This window comes from Kineococcus haloalkalitolerans (assembly GCF_050871905.1).
In the GTDB taxonomy this organism is placed as follows: domain Bacteria; phylum Actinomycetota; class Actinomycetes; order Actinomycetales; family Kineococcaceae; genus Kineococcus.
Genome location: NZ_JBJLSH010000004.1, coordinates 96908 through 112242 on the forward strand (window position 1 = coordinate 96908; position 15335 = coordinate 112242).

A 15335-nucleotide genomic window follows, 5' to 3' on the forward strand; every position below is an offset into this window, starting at 1 on the left:
CGCGTTCGGCGCCGCCCCCGCCTCCGACCCCGGGACGACGACCGGGTGGTCCGGCGGCGAGCCCGGCAGCCGGACGTTCCGGATTACGGTGGCCGTCGCCGACGACCCGGCAGCGCAGGGGGCGACGGCCGACGCCGACCTCGTCTGGTCCCTGGCGACCCCGGTCACCGCGTCGCCCACCGCGTCGCCCACCGCGTCGCCCACCGCGTCGGTGACCCCGACGGTGACCCCCGTCCCGACGGTGACCCCCGTCCCGACGGTGACCCCCGTCCCGACGGTGACCCCCGTCCCGACGGTGACCCCTGTCCCGTCGGTGACCCCGACGGTGATCCCTGTCCCGTCGGTGACCCCGACGGTGATCCCTGTCCCGTCGGTGACCCCGACGGGGGCGCCCACGTCATCGGTGGACCCGTCGCTCGGGCCGAGCCCGACGGGGGCGCCCACGACGGCGCCTCCCGCCCCGACCAGTGCGCCCACGGCGTCGAGTCCTGCGTCCACGGCTACGCCGACCGCGTCGGTGACGCCCACCAGGACGCCCACCAGGACGCCCACCAGGACGCCCACCAGGACGCCCACGGCGTCGGTGACGCTGGCAGCGACGTCTGGTGCGTCCCCGACGTCGATGCCCCCGACGTCTCCAGGCGGCGCCTTCGCCGGCCCCGGCGGGCGGACGGCAGCGGCGTGCCCGGCGACGCCAGGTCGCTCTGGAACCGCGAGCCAGTCCGGGAACTGCACCCCCGCCGGGTCGGGCGACGCCGGCACGGGATCGTCCGCGGACATCCGTGGAACGGTCCTGGACCGGCTGCTGGAAGCGGCCTCGGAAATTTTGCGGCACAGCGGTTTCCTCGTCGCCGGTGGTGCCCTACTGCTGCTGTTCCTGCTGGTGCAGGACCAGCTCGACCGTCGCGACCCCAAGCTCGCACTGGCCCCCGTGCACCCCGACCCCGACCTCCCCTTCGAGGACCCGCCCACGATGGAGGACCTCCCGTGAGACGACGCACAGCCCTTTCCGCGGACCTGGTGCCGCTGTCCCAGCGAGCCCGTTGGACCGCGGCCGCGCGCCTGCTGGTCACGATGCTGCCCGTCCTCCTGTGGGCGACGGTGGCACCGGGAGCGGCCGCGGTGTCCGTCGTCCTACCGGCGCTTGCGCACGGTACGGCGGTCCTGAGCACGCTGGCGACGAGCGGGGCGCGCCGGGGCGTCGTCCTCGCGGCGCTGACGATCAGCCTGCTGGTCGACAGCGCCTACCTGGGGTGGTCGTTCCGCGTGCTCGGCGGTGTGGACGGGGTGGGGTGGTGGATCGTGCTGCTGCACGTGCTCGCCATCACCCTCCTGCTCTCCTTCCGCACCGGCGCGAAGGTCACGCTGTTCCAGTCGTGCGTGCTGCTCTGCGTGGTGGAGGCCGACCGGGCTGGCGTCTTCGGCGTGGTGGCCACCACCGACACGCCGTTCCCGGTGACGGCATTCGCGACGGGCCTCGGGGCGCTCTGGGGTGCGTGCCTGGTGACGGCGGCGTTCGCCGCCGGCAACGAGCGCGAGCTGCGGCGCCGCCGCTACGACGCCGAGGTGCTGCGCCGGTTCGCCGGTGAGGTGGAGGAGACCGTCGGCGTGCGGGAGGTCGCCGAGGCCTTGACGGCGTTGTGTCGCCGCGAGCTGGGCGCCGTGCGGGCGGCGGTCGTCCTGACGGGGCACGGCACCGGGGACCTCCTGCGGAACGCCGGTGTCACGGTCCTCGAGGGTCCGGCCGGTGTCACGGTGTCCTCCGCACCGGTCGAGCTGACTCCGGGTGGGGTGCTGGCCGAGGCGGTGCGCAGGCGGGTGCCGCTGCTACGCACCCGCTTGGACCCCGCGCGCGACGCCTGGCTGGCCGGGGTGCTGCCCGGGGCGCGCAACGTCGTCGTGGTCTCCTTCCCCGAGCGCGGGGGATCCGTGGGTGGTCTCGTGCTGGAGCACGGGGGCCGGGGCGGTCGTGTGGACCGCCGACTGGTGGGCGCCGTCGAGCAGGCGGTGGCCCACACCGCGCTCGCGCTCACCCGGGCCGCGCTGGTGGAGCGGCTGCGGCGGGAGGCCACCACCGACGCCCTCACCGGTCTGTGCAACCGTCGGACGCTCGACGGGGTGCTGGACGTCTGGGCCGGCCGCGCGGAGCGGGACGGGGCGTCCTTCGCGGTGGTGCTGCTGGACCTGGACCACTTCAAGCGGCTCAACGACACCCACGGCCACCTCGTCGGCGACGAGGTGCTGCGGGCCGCGGCGCAGGCATTGCGCCGGCAGTGCGGTCCGGACGACCTGGCGGCCCGGTACGGCGGGGAGGAGTTCGCCGTCGTCCTCGCCGACCCGGACGCGCGTGGCGGGGCGGCATTGCTCGGAGAGCGCCTGCGCGCAGCGGTGGAGGCCGCGGACAGCCCAGTGCCGGTGACGGCGAGCACGGGCGTGGCCGTGCACCCGGACGACGCCGATGACGTGCGCGGCCTGCTCCTGGCCGCCGACCAGGCCCTGTATGCCGCGAAGGCGGGCGGTCGGAACCGGGTCGTGCTGGCGACGGCCGTCGCCGAGCGGGAGGCGGCCACCGGTGTCGGGGGACCTACCGGATGACGCGCCGGGTGGGCACGCCCGCGCTCGGGCCGGTCGCGGGCGGAGCGAGCCGGGCGGGGGCGCTCGCGCTGCTGGTGCAGGCCGGGGCCCTCGGGGTCCTCGCCGCCGTCTGCGGCCTGCTGACGTGGTCGGTGGTGCCGGTCGCGGCTGGCTGGACCCCGCACGTCGTCCTCAGCGGGTCGATGGAGCCGAACCTCCGCACCGGTGACGTCGTCGTCACCGCGCCGCTGCCGGCGGACCGGCTGCGCTCAGGACTGGTCGTCCTCTTCGCCGACCCGCACCGCCCGGGCCGCACCCTGCTCCACCGCGTGAGCGAGCGCCGGGGTGACGAGCTCGTCACGCGCGGGGACGCCAACGCGGTGCCCGACCCGGTGCCGGTGTCCGTGCAGGAGGTGGACGGTGTGGCCCGGCTGCGGGTGCCGGGGGTGGGCTTGCCGGTTGCGTGGCTGCGCGGTGCACCGGTCACCGCGCCGGCGGCGGCAGCGGTGGGCCTGGTGGCGCTGGCCGCGGTTGTGGTCCTGCCGGGGCGGCGCAGGGTCCGGCCCGTCCACCGCGACAGCCCACCTTGGCCTCCCCGAGGTGAGCAGAACGGATCACACGCCGGGGGCAGGGCGGTGGCGCAGCAGTCTGACTCCCCGGGGAACGACGCCGGGCCCGGTTGAATGCGGTCCACCAGCCGATCGTCAGCCCTCGCGTCGCTGTCGCACCGGGAGCCCGCCGAGGTCGCGGCGCTGCGGCGTGCTGGGTTGCCGGGTCTGGGGTGGCGCTCGTGTTCATCGATCTGAACGACGTCAAGGCCGTCGACGACCAGTTCGGGCTCGGCGGCTGCGCTCGGTGCTGCGACCCGGCGACCTGCTGGCTCGCTGACCGGCGACGAGTGCGGTAACGGCCAGGCGGGGCGTCATACACGAGTCGATGGAGCAGCACACGGTGCGGCGGAGAACACGTCCTCGATCGCAGAGGTAGAGCTCACGCTCGGCGGTCCGGTGTTCAGTGGACTCCTCCCAGGAGCAGGCGGTCGCTCCTGACGAGAGTTCCGCCTCGTAGGTGATGAACTGCACCAGGAACATCCCTCTCATCAGGGGCTGACCGGCTGCAAGATCTCGGGGTCGAAGCATACGCGGTTGCCATCGCCTTTCCAATCCAGGCAGATGGGGTCTGGCTCGGCTCGGGTCCCAGCTCCTGATCGCCTTCGGTCCAGCTGTCCCCGACTCAGCTAATGCCCTTGGCGACCCATGCGAGGCCGACGCAAACGCCTCCGATAGCCATGAGTAAGACAGGGATCAGTAGAAGCAGGATGAGGACGGTGGCGATGCCCGTGAACGCCAGCCGAGCACATTTCCGACGCGATCGAGCAGTTCGGCGAGAAACCGCCGGAGAGGTCCGCACATCTCGATCAGCGCCACGGCCAGGAAGAGGGCCCAGTAGGCGCTGATCAGCTTCAGGTCCGAGCGCCAGGCAGACGGCCAGCTGGAGTTCGAGCCCATCACTGGAGTGGAGACGCCTGGGGGAAGCAGCGGGAGGATACCCCTGAAGAACCAGCCTGCAAGTAGATCGCCGAGGCCGACGGAGTTGTTCGGACCGGCCGCCGGCGAGGACGTCGTGGCGGGGCCACCGGCAGGGGCCTTCGCTCGGCGGGCGGCCCGGTCTTCGACCTCGGCAACCTTGAGGCACCGATCGTACCTGCTCGAGCCGAAACGCCACTCATCGGCGCGGCATCGTGTGCACTTGAGCCTTTGTCAGTAGCAGGGTAAGCAGCTGTCGAACCCCGGAGTCGAAGGCGTTGGGACACGTAAGGCCTGGTCGGTCACGGTGGTGGCGACCAAGCTCAACCACCACGCCCGTCAGGACCCTACGTGCTCTTCTATCGTGCCAGCCTCGACGTCTCCCGCGACCTTGCCCAGGCCGTCGCCCGTCTGCTGTCCGTTCATCGAGGCCGTATTGGTACTCGCCGGGGACGCCGGTCGCTGGGCTGCTTCGCCCAGGCGGTGCTGCTGCTGCGCTTCAAGCGCCAACGCACGGCGGTAGCCGACCTCGCCCGCGACAACGCCGCCAGCCTCAAGACCGCCTACCGTTACCTGCCCGAAGCCCTCGATGTACTCGCCGCTCAAGCAGCCGACCTGCCCGAGGTCGTCGCCGAAGCGGTGAATAAGGGAACCGAGCACCTGCTATTGGACGGCACCCTCATGGAGACCGACCGCGTCCACGATCGTGGTAGTCGACGTGACCGGTGTACTCCGGAAGGCACCGTCACCACGGCGGTCTCGTGCAGATCCTCACCGATGCCGATGGGCGGCCGTGGGGGCACCTCCCGCGCGGAGCGTGGGGGCGGGGTCTCACCGGTCGAACCGGGCTGCACCCACGACCTGACCGCCGCGTGCCTTCATGCCCTGCCGGCACTCTACGCCGCTGCTCGTCACGGCGTGCCGACACTGGCCGACGAGGCGTACATCGGCGCTGGAGCCGGGATCCGGGTTTCTGCTCGACGTCCTCGAGGCGCGGCGCAGGTTTCGGATCGCAGCACGCAGGGTTGGAACTCCTACGTCAACTCCGCCCGCGCCTTCGTCGAGCACGGCATCGCCCACCTCAAGACCTGCTGGCGGATCCTACGCCACGTTAGCCTCTGCCCGTGGCGCATCTCCACCATCGTCGCCACAGCCCTCGTCCTCAGTTGGCTGGCGAACCGCTACTGACAAAGGCTCAGTGAACCGCCCGCCTCTAGGGAACGTTGCAGACGTCGGACCCGGATACTGGCGCGTCGCGCCCAGGTCGGCGCGTCCTGGTCGACATGGCCACCAAGTCCGGGACGCCACCGCGTGAGCGGATCAGGCAAAAGGCGCAGTAGCTACTGGATCCGCTGATCCCGCCGTCACCGCCGGCGGTGCACGGATAAACGCGGCGATCACACCACGATGACCGGGCGGGGCTCAAAGGCATCGTCTCCGAGCTCAGCACCGGCATCGGCTGGGCGAAGCCGCCGTCCGAGCTCAGCCACGGCTCGGGTTGGGCCTGCTGGCGGCGCCTGCGCCAATGGGAAGAGGCCGACGTGTGGGAGCGGTTGAACGGCACCGTGCTAGGTCGCTTCGGTCAGTAGGGGCTGTCGGACTAGGGCGTGTCTGCTGAGTCAGTGTCCGGGCGAAGAAGGGGCGAGCTGACGGGACCGAACCCCACCGACAGAAACAGGCTGGGCAACAAGTACTACCTCCTCGTCTCTGCCGACGGGGTGCCGCGCAACGCCGTGCTGTCAAGGGCGGACCGGCGCGACTCGATGCTCCTGGCCCTGCTGCTGGATAGCCAGCGTGCCGTCAAGGGTACCGTCCGCGGACCTCCCCGACGTTGACCGCTCAAGCTGCACGCCGACAAGGGCGACGACAACCGGCGCTGTCGTGCCCGACTGCGCGGACAAGACATCGCCGCTCATCATCCGCATCGGCATCGAGCCCCACCAACGACTCAGACGGCATCGCTGGGTCGTCGAGCGCACTAACGTCTGGCTGCTGGTCTACAAGAGCCGGGCGCTGCGCTAGGACCACCCCGTGGTCACGATCACCGCGCTGGCGCTTCTGGCCGTCACCGTGATCTGCGCCTGGCTACTTCCTCTGGAGCACTAGTGCAACGGCTTCTTGGATGGACCCAGGGTTGTCGTGTGCGGCCCGCCGGCCCCAAGGGCGCGCCCACGTCCGGTGAGCTGGTGAGGACTGACCGTGGACCGGCGTACAGCTGTTGATGTCCCTTGCCGCGGCGTGCGCCCCTGCGGGCTGGCTTTGGCGGTCGGTAGTCAGCGGGGCCGGGCACGGAGGGGCACATGAGGCGCCGTGGTGAGGGTCCAGGGTTCGGACCGGGTGACCGTTCCAGCCTGCTGCGCGGCCTCGCGATGGCGCCTCGAGACCGCCCAGCAGGCTCGGCCACTGACAGCCCTCGCTGGCTGGGAGGGGAAGAGCGGGCCAGCGTCCCGCTCTGCGAGGGTGCGCTGGTTCCGGTGCTCCAGCGCTCCCGGGAGTGACTACTACTGCTGCTGCTCGAGCAGAGCCGAGTCCGCCGACTGGCCCCACAGGCGCGCGTAGGTGGCTGCCGACTGCGGCATCTTCGTCCCGTCCAGCAGGGTCCAGTTGCCGCCGTCCTTGTCGATCTCGAACAGCGACTCGGCGGCCACCTGCCCCGCGCCCGGGCCGGCGTGCGCCCGGAACTGCTCGTACATGCCCGCGACGAAGGCGGGGGAGTCGCCGTTCTTGGCCGAGCCGTTCCACTCCGGCACAATGACCGGGACCCCGGCCTCCGCGGCCGCGGCGCGGTGCGCGCTGAAGCCCTTCGGCCCGCCCCCGCCGTCCCGGTCGTCCAGCTGCTCCTCGAACTCGGCGGCGGTGGAAGCGTAGGGGAAGTGGTTGTAGTAGTCGACGCCGTACGCGTCGATCTCGCCGATCGGGATGAGGTCGCGGGCGTCACCGTCGTAACCGTTGGACTCGCGGTTGAACGTCAGCGTCAGCAGCGCGTCAGGCAGGATCTCCTGCTGCAGTTCCCGGTAGCGGCCCCACGCGGTGTGGAAGTCAGCGGTCTCGGCCTTCGTGACCGCCCAGGGGAACCAGTTGCCGTTCAGCTCCCAGGCCGGGGACAGGTAGAGGTTGCCCTCACGCTCGCCCCAGCCCTCCTTGACGTTGGTGAGCTGCTGGCGCCAGTCGGCGTCGTAGGCCCCGACGGCGGCCTGGGCCCAGCTGCCGCCCTCCTCGAAGGGGGAGACGGAGACGATGAGCGAGGCGTCCCAGTTCTCCTCGCTGTACTCGCCGCCGTCCTGCAGCTGCGGGACGTTGATGCCGGTGGTGCCGCCGTTGGCCCAGGTGGTGGCGATCTCCGCGGGTCGTCCGCCGCGCAGCGCGGCGATCCCTTCGGGGTCGCCGGCCGCGCCGGACTCCCAGTCACCGGGCGCCAGATCGGGCCGCTGCGTCCCGGTCGAGGGAGCGACCGAGGGGGCGTCGTCAGGACGGTCGCCACACGGTTCGGCTGTGGTCTCAGCGTCCTCGCGCGTCGCGCGGCTGAAGCTGGGCGCTGCGCTCGGCCCGTCCGAGACGGCGTAGTCGTCCGCCTGGTCCTGACCGGCGGACTCGTCGAAGGCGCTGTCGCCGACCTCGTCACCGGCACCGGTCGGGGCCGGGTCCGGCGTGCTGTCGCTCTCGGGCACCGGGCAGACGTCGTCATCGCTGCTGCTGTCCGGGTCCGGTCGCTCAGCGGTGGGAGACGGGTCGGAGGCCGGTGGAGCGGTGACGGCGCTGTCGCCTCTCGAGGAGTTCTCGTCGCTCGCGCTCGACCTGGACGCGCCGATGAGGTCGAGCACATCGCTCCACAGCTCGTCGAGAACGCCCTGGTCCTCCTCGTCCGCAGCGGCCGGTGCGCTCACGGGGAGCAGGTACAGCTCGTCGGCGGTGCTGTCGCTGGTCACGGTGATCGTCGTGGAGGAGCCGTCGGTGTCGGTGTCGACGGTCTCGTCGGGGTCTGCGGCGGGGGTCATGGCGCCGTCCGCGAGGCTCGCGGTGCGCGCGGCGACGACCTCCTCGTCGACGGTGAGGGTGAGCCGGCGGCTGTCCGCCGCGCCCTCCAGGCCGGGTGCCTGCCAGTAGGAGACGAGGCGTCCACCGCCGGGCACGCCGCTGCTGTAGACGCGGGTAGCGGCGTCCTGGCCGCTGACGGTGAAGGACAGCCAGGTGTCGCTCGTCCTCGGTGGGGCTCCGCTGGGGACCGGAGCACTGGCTGCAGCGGTGACGGGGTGGGTGAGAGCCACCGCCACCGCGGTCGCAACTGCCAGTGTGACGCGGTGGGGGGCTGCCTTCGGGTGGCGAGTGCGGGGAGACTGCACGAGGTCCTCCTGTCGAGGCTCTTGATCGGGGTCGGTCGTCGGGACAAGGACCCAGCAGCGCCGTGGGGAGGACGGCAGCGCCGTCGTCCCGGGACTGCTGGTCGGCGCGTCCGCTCCGTCAGCTGCCACTGCGGGACGGTCGCGCCGGCACCACGCCGCCGCTGCGGCGTGGAGATCGAGGGCGGCTCAGCCGCCGGGCGGTGAACCCTCGCCGGCGCCGGGTAGCGCGGCAGGGACCTCGTGACGCAGCGGGGTGCACTGGGCGAAAGGGCCCCGCGAGGAGAGCAGGACAGCCAGCTGCGGATCGAGGTGGTCGCGCAACCACAGCGCTGCGCCCGTGCGCGGGTCGCGCCGCGCCACCTCCCACGTGCGCCACAGCGCCTCCAGGCGGTAGACGGCCTCGGGGTGCTCCGTCCACCGCGGGCACCAGCGGGCCTCGCCGCCGACAGGACGAGCGAAGGTGGGCGCGAAGAATCCCGCGACCCAGGCCACGACATCGGCGTAGCCCGGGGACGCTCCGGCGGTGACGTCGTCGGCACCGGGCACGGGCAACAGGGCGTCCAGCTCGTCGACGCGCAGTTCCAGTCGCGCCGTGCGCGCCTGCAGCTCCTCGAGCAGGTAGTCCGCCGGCTCTTCCACCGTGAGGCGGTGCGGTGCGGTCAACGCCTCGTCACCTCCCCGACGGCACGCGCTCGCTGCACCTGCCGGGTGGCCTCCGCGGCCGCGGCGGCGATCTCGGTGCTGCGCGCTCCCCGGTAGTGGGGCTGCAGTTGCAGCAGCGCTGCGCGGGTGCCGGTGGCCAGGAGCAGCGCAGAACCGCGGGGCAGGGCGCGCAACTCGTCCGGCGGCAGGATGCGCTGACGCCGCAGCGACGTGGACGTCGTGCGGCGCTTCTCCCCGTCGGAGTACGAGCGCACGGTGACGTCGTGCTCGCCGACGAGGCGGGAGACGTCCTCGACGAGCTTGGCGTCGTCCAGGCCGGCGCCGAGGAGCTTGATGGTGGCGGCGGACCAGAGCGTGTCCATGCCCGCCTCGCCCCACACCCGCACGCCCTGCCGGTAGGACTGCAGCACGGTGAGGGGGACGACTCCGCGCGAACCCAGGTGGCTGTACAAGTCGGGCAGGTCCGCGATGCGGCAGACGTTGGCGGCTTCGTCCAGCACGACGAGCATCGGCGGGTCGAGGCGGCCGCCGCGGCGTTCGGCGGCGCGCACGCCGTCGCGCACGACGCGGTCGGTGAGCGCGGCGACCAGGGGAGCGGCGGCACCGGCACCGTCCTTGGACAGCAGGTACAGCGTCTGCCGGCTCTCCGCGAAGCCGGCGGTCTCCAGCTCGTCCAGCTCGCTGACGATCGTCGTGGCGGGTGGGGTGACCCAGGCAAGGATGACCTCGTCGCGCAGGCACTGCGCGGCGGTGCGGGCGGTCTCGTACACGCCGTCGCGCGTCTCCGGCGCGCCGTTCTGCCGACCGCGCAGGGACGCGGCGGTGGCCGTGAAGCCCGCCTCGGCGAGCAGTACCGCCGGAGTGGGCACGACCGGGTCGTTGAGCCACTCGTAAACCTCGCGCAGGTCGCGCCCCGCGCTGGCGGCGGCCAGCAGCAGCCCGGCGAGCAGGTCGTGGGCGGCGGAGGTCCAGAAGTCCTTGCCGCTCTTGTCCCCCCGCACCTCCTGGAGGAAGTGCCCGGCCAGGCGGGTGGCCTCCTCCACCGTCCCGACACCGGCCAGCGGGTTCCACCACCAGTCCTGCCGCGTGCCGGCGATGGTCTGCGGGTCGAAGACCCACACCCGCTCACCGGTGTCGCCGGCGCGCAGGCTAGTGGTCGCCGCCCACAGGTCCGCCTTGTTGGAGGTGGCGACCACCGCACCGGGTGCTGCGAGGACGGACGGCACCGCCAGCGAGGTGGTCTTGCCCGCGCGCGGGGCCATCACCGCCAGGAGCCCTCCAGGCGGTGAAGACGCAGGTCACCGTGGTGGGCCCCCAGGGGCTCGAACCCTGAACCCGCGGATTAAAAGTCCGCTGCTCTGCCAGTTGAGCTAGAGGCCCTCGGCCGCGCGCGGCCGGGCCCATCCTCGCAGACGGCCCCGCTCAGCGCGGGGCGGTCACGCCGAGGGCGGCGGCGAGCGCCGCCGTCCGCGCGGCGAGGAAGTCCCGTGCCACCGGCGTCCCCGCCTCGACCCCGTCGAAGCCGTGGTACGCCCCCGGCATGACGTGGAGGTCGGCGGGCGCACCGGCCCCGCGCAGCCGCTGCGCGTAGGTGACGTCCTCGTCGAGGAACAGGTCGAGGGTGCCGACGCCGATCCAGGCCGGCGGCAGGTCCGACAGGTCCTCGGCGCGCGCCGGGGCGGCGGTCGCCGGCACGCCCGGGCCGCCGGGGGGCAGCCCCCGGCCCAGGTAGGAGGTCCAGCCGAGGCGGTTGGCGACCGGGTCCCACAGCCGGAACGGACGGTGGTCGCCGCCGGGGAGCACCACGGTGCGGTCGTCGATCATCGGGTACGACAGCAGCTGCAGCACCGGCCGCACCCCGCCGGTGTCCCGCTGGTGCAGGGCGAGCCCGGCGGCCAGACCGCCGCCGGCGCTCGCACCGCCCACCGCCACCCGGCCGGGATTCACCTCGGGCAGAGCAGCCAGCCAGCGCAGCGCCGCCGCGCAGTCCAGCAGCGGTACCGGGTGCGGGTGCTCCGGCGCGAGGCGGTACTCGACGGAGGCGACCACGATGCCCAGCTCATCGGCCCAGCGGCGGTTCTGCGCGTCGTCCTGGGCGGCGGAGCCGATGACCATCCCGCCGCCGTGCACCCACAGCAGCGCCGGAGTAGGGGAGGCGGCCGGGACGGCGGGCCGGAACAGCCGCACCGACACGCCGTCGCCGACGTCCACCACCTCGGCGCCGGATCGGTCCGCCCGCCGTCCCGCCAGCCGCGCGGCGGCCCGCACCAGCGGCATGGTGCGTGGGCCGACCGCCCGGCGCGGCAGGAACCGCCACGCCCGCAGGTCCCGGTGGAAGCCGTCGCTGGTCACCGCACCACGGTAGGCCGGGCCTGACGCGAGTCAGGTACGGTCGGCGGGTGGCACGGAGGGCGACGTCGCAGGACGTGGCGAAGCTGGCGGGGGTCTCCCGGTCGGCTGTCTCGATGGTCCTCAACGGCCGCGGCGCCGGGAACATCGCCGTCGACAAGCAGGCGGCGATCCTGCGGGCGGCCGCCGAGCTGGACTACACGCCCAACTCCGTCGCCCTCAGCCTGCGCACCCAGCGCACCCGCACCCTGGGCGTCGTCACCGACGCCATCGCCACCTCCGCGTTCGGCGGGCGGCTGCTGGAGGGTGCGGCCCGCACCGCCGAGGACGCCGGGCACGTCCTCGTCGTCCTGGACACCCACCACGACGAGGAGCGCGAGCGCCAGGCGTTCCAGACGCTGCTGGATCGCCGCGTCGACGCCCTGCTGTTCGCCGCCATGACCCACCGCGAGTACGACGTGCCTGACGTCATGCGGACGCTGCCGGCCGTCCTCGCCGACGCCTACGACCCGGCGGGGCGGGTCACCGGGTACGTGCCCGACGAGGTCGCCGGCGGCGCGCGGCAGGTGCGGGCGGTGCTGGACGCCGGGCACCGCGACGTCGTCGCCCTCGACGGCACCCCCGAGGTACCCGGGCAGCACTACCGGGTCGTGGCCGCCGACCAGCGGGCCCAGGGCCTCGCCGCGGCCATCGCGGAGGCCGGGCTGGCGCCGCTGCGGCGCGTCGTCACCGGCTGGGACATCGCCGCCGGGCACCGCGCCGCGGTCGAGGTCCTCGCCGGCCCCGACCGGCCGACCGCGCTGGTGTGCGCGAACGACCGCGTCGCCGTCGGCGCCGTCCTGGCCGCCGCGAGCCTCGGGCTGTCCGTGCCGCACGACGTGTCCGTCGTCGGCTACGACGACGACGAGAACGTCGCCCCCGTCCTCGTCCCGGCGCTGACGACGGTGCGGCTGCCGTTCCGGGAGATGGGGGAGCGGGCCGTCGCGCACCTGCTCTCCGAGCTCGACGGCGACGGGGCGGCCACCCCCGGGACGTCGCGCGTCCTGCTGGAGTGCCCGCTCGTCGAGCGCGGGTCGATCGCCCCGCCGTCGCGCTGACCGCGCCGCGCCGGGTCGCCCGCCGGGCTGGACGGCCGCCGTCGCCCCTGGCTGGATGGGCCGCGTGCCGGACGTGACGCGCGAGGTCCCGCAGGTGCTGCTCATCGGCGGGCGCTCCGGGGTGGGCAAGACCAGCACCGCCCACGAGGTCTCGGCTCAGCTGCGGGCCTTGGGCGTCGCGCACTGCCACGTCGAGGGCGACGTCCTCGACGCCGCGTACCCGAAGCCGGCCGACGACCCGCACGGCACGAGGCTCACCGAGGCCAACCTCGCCGCCCTGTGGGTCAACTACGCCGCCGCCGGTCACCACCGCCTGATCTACGTCAACACGGTCAGCGTCCTCGAACCCGACCTCGTCGTCCGGGCCGTCGGTGGCCGCGCGTCGGTCACCGGCGTGCTGCTCACCGCCTCCGACGCGGGGGTCCACGCCCGCCTGCGCGCCCGCGAGACCGGCTCGGAGCTGCAGGCGCACCTCGAGCGCAGTCGCCGCGCGGCGGTCCTGCTGGAGCAGCGGGCTCCCGCCGGCACCCACCGGGTGAGCACCGACGGGCGCGGGGTCGCCGAGACGGCCGCGGTGGTCGTCGACCTCAGCGGCTGGCGCGACCAGCGCTGAGGACGACGCCCTCCGACCACCGGGACAGGATCAGCCCGGCAGGCCCAGCCGCCACCCGCGCACCGCGCCGGGAACGCGCACGACCCACTCCTCGCCCCCGGTGGCGTACGCGCGCGTCGTCACCGGCGTCCCGCCCGCGAACACCTCCACGACGCTGCCGTCCACGAGGACCCGCGCCGGGCGCCCGGCCGCGGTCGGCGGCACGTCCACCACGGGGCGCTCGCCGTCCGGGCCGGCCAGCGCCAGGTGCAGCCCCCCGGCGGTCTCCAGCTCGAACGCGGCGGTCGTGACGCGCCCACCGCGCAGGTGCAGCTCCTCCCGGCGCAGGCCGGTCAGCTCGGCCGCGGGCACGGAGGTGAGGACGTCGCCGTCCACCCGCAGCTCGCGGGGGAACGTCAGGCAGCCCGCCCAGCCGGCGCGGTCGACCTCGGCCTGCTCGCGCAGCTCCCACGACCACCCCCACAGCAGGGTGCGGCTATCAGCGGGCAGCGCCTGCGGGGCGTAGAAGGCGGGTCCGTCGTCCAGCGGTCCGCCCGCCGACGGGCGGAACCTCGGGGCGCCGTCGGTGAGGTCCAGGTCGCCGGTCAGCCAGCTCACCCCCGACAGGGCGTGCGCGCCGTCCGTCCACCGCCACAGCGAGACGACGAGGACCCAGCGGCCGTCGACTTCGACGACGTTGGGGCACTCCCAGACGTCCGCCTCGGCGTGCTTGGCCGCGACCGGGTCGTCGCCGGTGAGGAGTTCCCCGCACGGTTCCCAGCGGGTCAGGTCGTCGCAGGAGAACAGCAGCAGCCGCGGCGTGCCGCCGGGGTGGCCGGCGCCCTGCACGGCCCAGCGGCGCCCGCCCGCGGTGAACACGAACGGGTCGCGCACGTGGCTGACGCCGGGCAGGTCGGGCATCGGCACGACGGCGCGCTCGTCCTGCGCCCAGGTGCGCAGCGTGCGGTCGCTGCGGGCCAGCACGACCTCCGAGACGCCCTCGGTGCCGGTGACGCCGCTGTAGACGGCGGTGGGGACGCCGCCGTCGTCGACGAGGCAGCCGGTCCAGCAGCCGGCCGCGTCCGGGCCGCCCTCGCGCGGCAGCAGCGCGTCCGGCTCGTCCTCCCAGCGCAGCAGGTCCGCCGAACTGGCGTGCCCCCAGCGGATCGCGTCGTGCACGGGGGCGGCCGGGTTGTGCTGGAAGAACACGTGCCAGCGGCCGTCGACGCGCGCCAGGCCGTTGGGGTCGTTGACCCAGCCGCGCGGCGGGCGCACGTGCAGGGCGGGGAGGTGGGGATCGCTCACTTGCCGGCTCCAGCGGTGAGGCCCTCGCGCAGCGGGCGCTGCCCGAGCACGAAGACGACGAGGGCGGGGACCATCGAGACGACGACGCCCGCCAGGACGGTGGCCACGCTCCCGGTGCCCAGGTTGCCCTGGAGGGTGACGAGGCCGAGGGGGAGGGTGAAGTTCTGCTCGCTGACCGTCAGGATCAGCGGGCGGAAGAACTCGTTCCAGTGGTAGTTGAACGCCAGGATCCCGACGATCGCGAGGCCCGGGGCCGCCAGCGGCGCGTAGACGGACGTGAACGTGCGCAGCGGCCCGGCGCCGTCGATCGCGGCGGCCTCGCCCAGCTCCCCGGGCAGGCCGAGGAAGTACTGGCGCATGAGGAACGTGCCGAACGCGGTGGGCACCGCGGGCAGCACCAGCGCCAGCAGGGTGTCGGACAGGCCCATCCCGCGCACCAGCATGAACACCGGCACGATCGTCACCTGCAGCGGCACCATCATGGTGGCCAGGACGACGGCGAACAGGGCGCCGGAGCCGCGGAACGGGACGCGGGCGAACACGTACCCGGCCAGCGCCGCGGTGACCATCTGCCCGATCGCGCACAGCGCCGTCACCAGCACGCTGTTCCAGACCAGCAGGCCCAGGGCCACCTGGTCGACGACGTCGGCGTAGGCGCCGAACCCGGCGCCGGGGGAGCCGTCGGCGCGCACCGACAGCGACGTCCACACCGTCCAGACGACCGGGCCGAGGGTGAGGGCCGTCGCCACCGCCAGGACGGCGACGCGACCGGCCAGGCCGGGGGTCAGCGTGCGGGAGGGGTTTCGCCGCAGCGGCGGTCGCTGCGGGGCGGGGGGAGCGGTGACGTCCGCGACCGGGACGCTGCTCGTGGTGGGAGTGCTCACGGCGG

The 15335-nt window shown here is 73.7% G+C and carries 13 protein-coding genes, 1 tRNA gene and 1 pseudogene; 7 read left to right on the forward strand and 8 right to left on the reverse strand.

The features are described from left to right. The first annotated feature begins 622 nt into the window (after positions 1-622). Genes ACRYMY_RS03405 through ACRYMY_RS03415 form a run of 3 tightly spaced genes read left to right on the forward strand, consistent with a single transcriptional unit; the run spans position 623 to position 3257 of the window. A complete protein-coding gene (locus tag ACRYMY_RS03405) occupies positions 623-991 on the forward strand; it encodes a hypothetical protein (protein ID WP_432545862.1) in 369 nt (122 codons plus the stop codon). After that, positions 988-2595 (forward strand): GGDEF domain-containing protein, encoded by a 1608-nt coding sequence (locus ACRYMY_RS03410; protein WP_432545863.1) that lies wholly within the window; start codon positions 988-990, stop codon positions 2593-2595. The genes ACRYMY_RS03405 and ACRYMY_RS03410 overlap by 4 nt, the downstream gene beginning before the upstream one ends. 8 nt (positions 2596-2603) lie before the next feature. Further along, the gene (locus ACRYMY_RS03415; RefSeq protein WP_432545864.1) at positions 2604-3257 is read left to right on the forward strand and encodes a signal peptidase I; all 654 of its coding nucleotides are present in this window, start codon (positions 2604-2606) and stop codon (positions 3255-3257) included. Positions 3258-3878: 621 nt separating this feature from the next. Here ACRYMY_RS03415 and ACRYMY_RS03420 read toward each other — a convergent pair. Next, positions 3879-4082 carry a hypothetical protein gene (locus tag ACRYMY_RS03420; RefSeq protein ID WP_432545865.1) on the reverse strand — a complete coding sequence of 68 codons (204 nt, stop codon included), beginning with the start codon at positions 4080-4082 and terminating at the stop codon, positions 3879-3881. 369 nt (positions 4083-4451) lie between these two features. On the opposite strand from ACRYMY_RS03420, the gene ACRYMY_RS03425 reads away from it, so the two are divergent. Together ACRYMY_RS03425 and ACRYMY_RS03430 are read left to right on the forward strand one after the other, a co-directional pair. Next, a complete protein-coding gene (locus ACRYMY_RS03425) occupies positions 4452-5288 on the forward strand; it encodes a transposase family protein (protein WP_432545866.1) in 837 nt (278 codons plus the stop codon). Positions 5289-5443: 155 nt separating this feature from the next. After that, positions 5444-6206 (forward strand): annotated as a pseudogene (locus ACRYMY_RS03430) (IS5 family transposase). A gap of 395 nt (positions 6207-6601) precedes the next feature. On the opposite strand, the gene ACRYMY_RS03435 reads toward ACRYMY_RS03430, so the two are convergent. The 5 genes from ACRYMY_RS03435 to ACRYMY_RS03455 form a co-directional block, all read right to left on the reverse strand. Next, complete coding sequence (locus tag ACRYMY_RS03435; RefSeq protein ID WP_432545867.1) at positions 6602-8365, reverse strand: glycoside hydrolase family 26 protein; 1764 nt, start codon at positions 8363-8365, stop codon at positions 6602-6604. 261 nt (positions 8366-8626) lie between these two features. Beyond that, positions 8627-9079, reverse strand: coding sequence for a DUF4913 domain-containing protein (locus ACRYMY_RS03440; RefSeq protein WP_432545868.1), 453 nt, complete (start codon positions 9077-9079; stop codon positions 8627-8629). Between the two features lie 20 nt (positions 9080-9099). Then, positions 9100-10365 (reverse strand): type IV secretory system conjugative DNA transfer family protein, encoded by a 1266-nt coding sequence (locus tag ACRYMY_RS03445; protein WP_432545869.1) that lies wholly within the window; start codon positions 10363-10365, stop codon positions 9100-9102. Between the two features lie 42 nt (positions 10366-10407). Continuing rightward, positions 10408-10483 (reverse strand) — tRNA-Lys (locus ACRYMY_RS03450). A 42-nt stretch (positions 10484-10525) separates the two neighbouring features. Continuing rightward, a complete protein-coding gene (locus tag ACRYMY_RS03455) occupies positions 10526-11455 on the reverse strand; it encodes an alpha/beta hydrolase (protein WP_432545870.1) in 930 nt (309 codons plus the stop codon). A gap of 47 nt (positions 11456-11502) precedes the next feature. On the opposite strand from ACRYMY_RS03455, the gene ACRYMY_RS03460 reads away from it, so the two are divergent. Both ACRYMY_RS03460 and ACRYMY_RS03465 read left to right on the forward strand, forming a co-directional pair. Then, positions 11503-12549: a LacI family DNA-binding transcriptional regulator gene (locus ACRYMY_RS03460; RefSeq protein WP_432545871.1), complete on the forward strand. Its 1047-nt coding sequence runs from the start codon at positions 11503-11505 to the stop codon at positions 12547-12549. Positions 12550-12604: 55 nt separating this feature from the next. After that, a complete protein-coding gene (locus tag ACRYMY_RS03465) occupies positions 12605-13162 on the forward strand; it encodes a hypothetical protein (RefSeq protein ID WP_432545872.1) in 558 nt (185 codons plus the stop codon). 30 nt (positions 13163-13192) lie between these two features. Here ACRYMY_RS03465 and ACRYMY_RS03470 read toward each other — a convergent pair whose 3' ends face one another. Both ACRYMY_RS03470 and ACRYMY_RS03475 read right to left on the reverse strand, forming a co-directional pair. Further along, positions 13193-14446, reverse strand: coding sequence for a glycoside hydrolase family 32 protein (locus ACRYMY_RS03470; protein WP_432545873.1), 1254 nt, complete (start codon positions 14444-14446; stop codon positions 13193-13195). After that, positions 14443-15330: a carbohydrate ABC transporter permease gene (locus ACRYMY_RS03475; RefSeq protein ID WP_432545874.1), complete on the reverse strand. Its 888-nt coding sequence runs from the start codon at positions 15328-15330 to the stop codon at positions 14443-14445. The genes ACRYMY_RS03470 and ACRYMY_RS03475 overlap by 4 nt, the downstream gene beginning before the upstream one ends. Positions 15331-15335 lie beyond the last annotated feature (5 nt).

Coding starts and splice junctions, on each gene's coding strand:
- ACRYMY_RS03405 (WP_432545862.1), top strand. CDS start 623: ATGCCCCCGACGTCTCCAGGCGGCGCCTTCGCCGGCCCCGGCGGGCGG.
- ACRYMY_RS03420 (WP_432545865.1), bottom strand. CDS start 4,082: ATGGGCTCGAACTCCAGCTGGCCGTCTGCCTGGCGCTCGGACCTGAAG.
- ACRYMY_RS03445 (WP_432545869.1), bottom strand. CDS start 10,365: ATGGCCCCGCGCGCGGGCAAGACCACCTCGCTGGCGGTGCCGTCCGTC.
- ACRYMY_RS03465 (WP_432545872.1), top strand. CDS start 12,605: ATGGGCCGCGTGCCGGACGTGACGCGCGAGGTCCCGCAGGTGCTGCTC.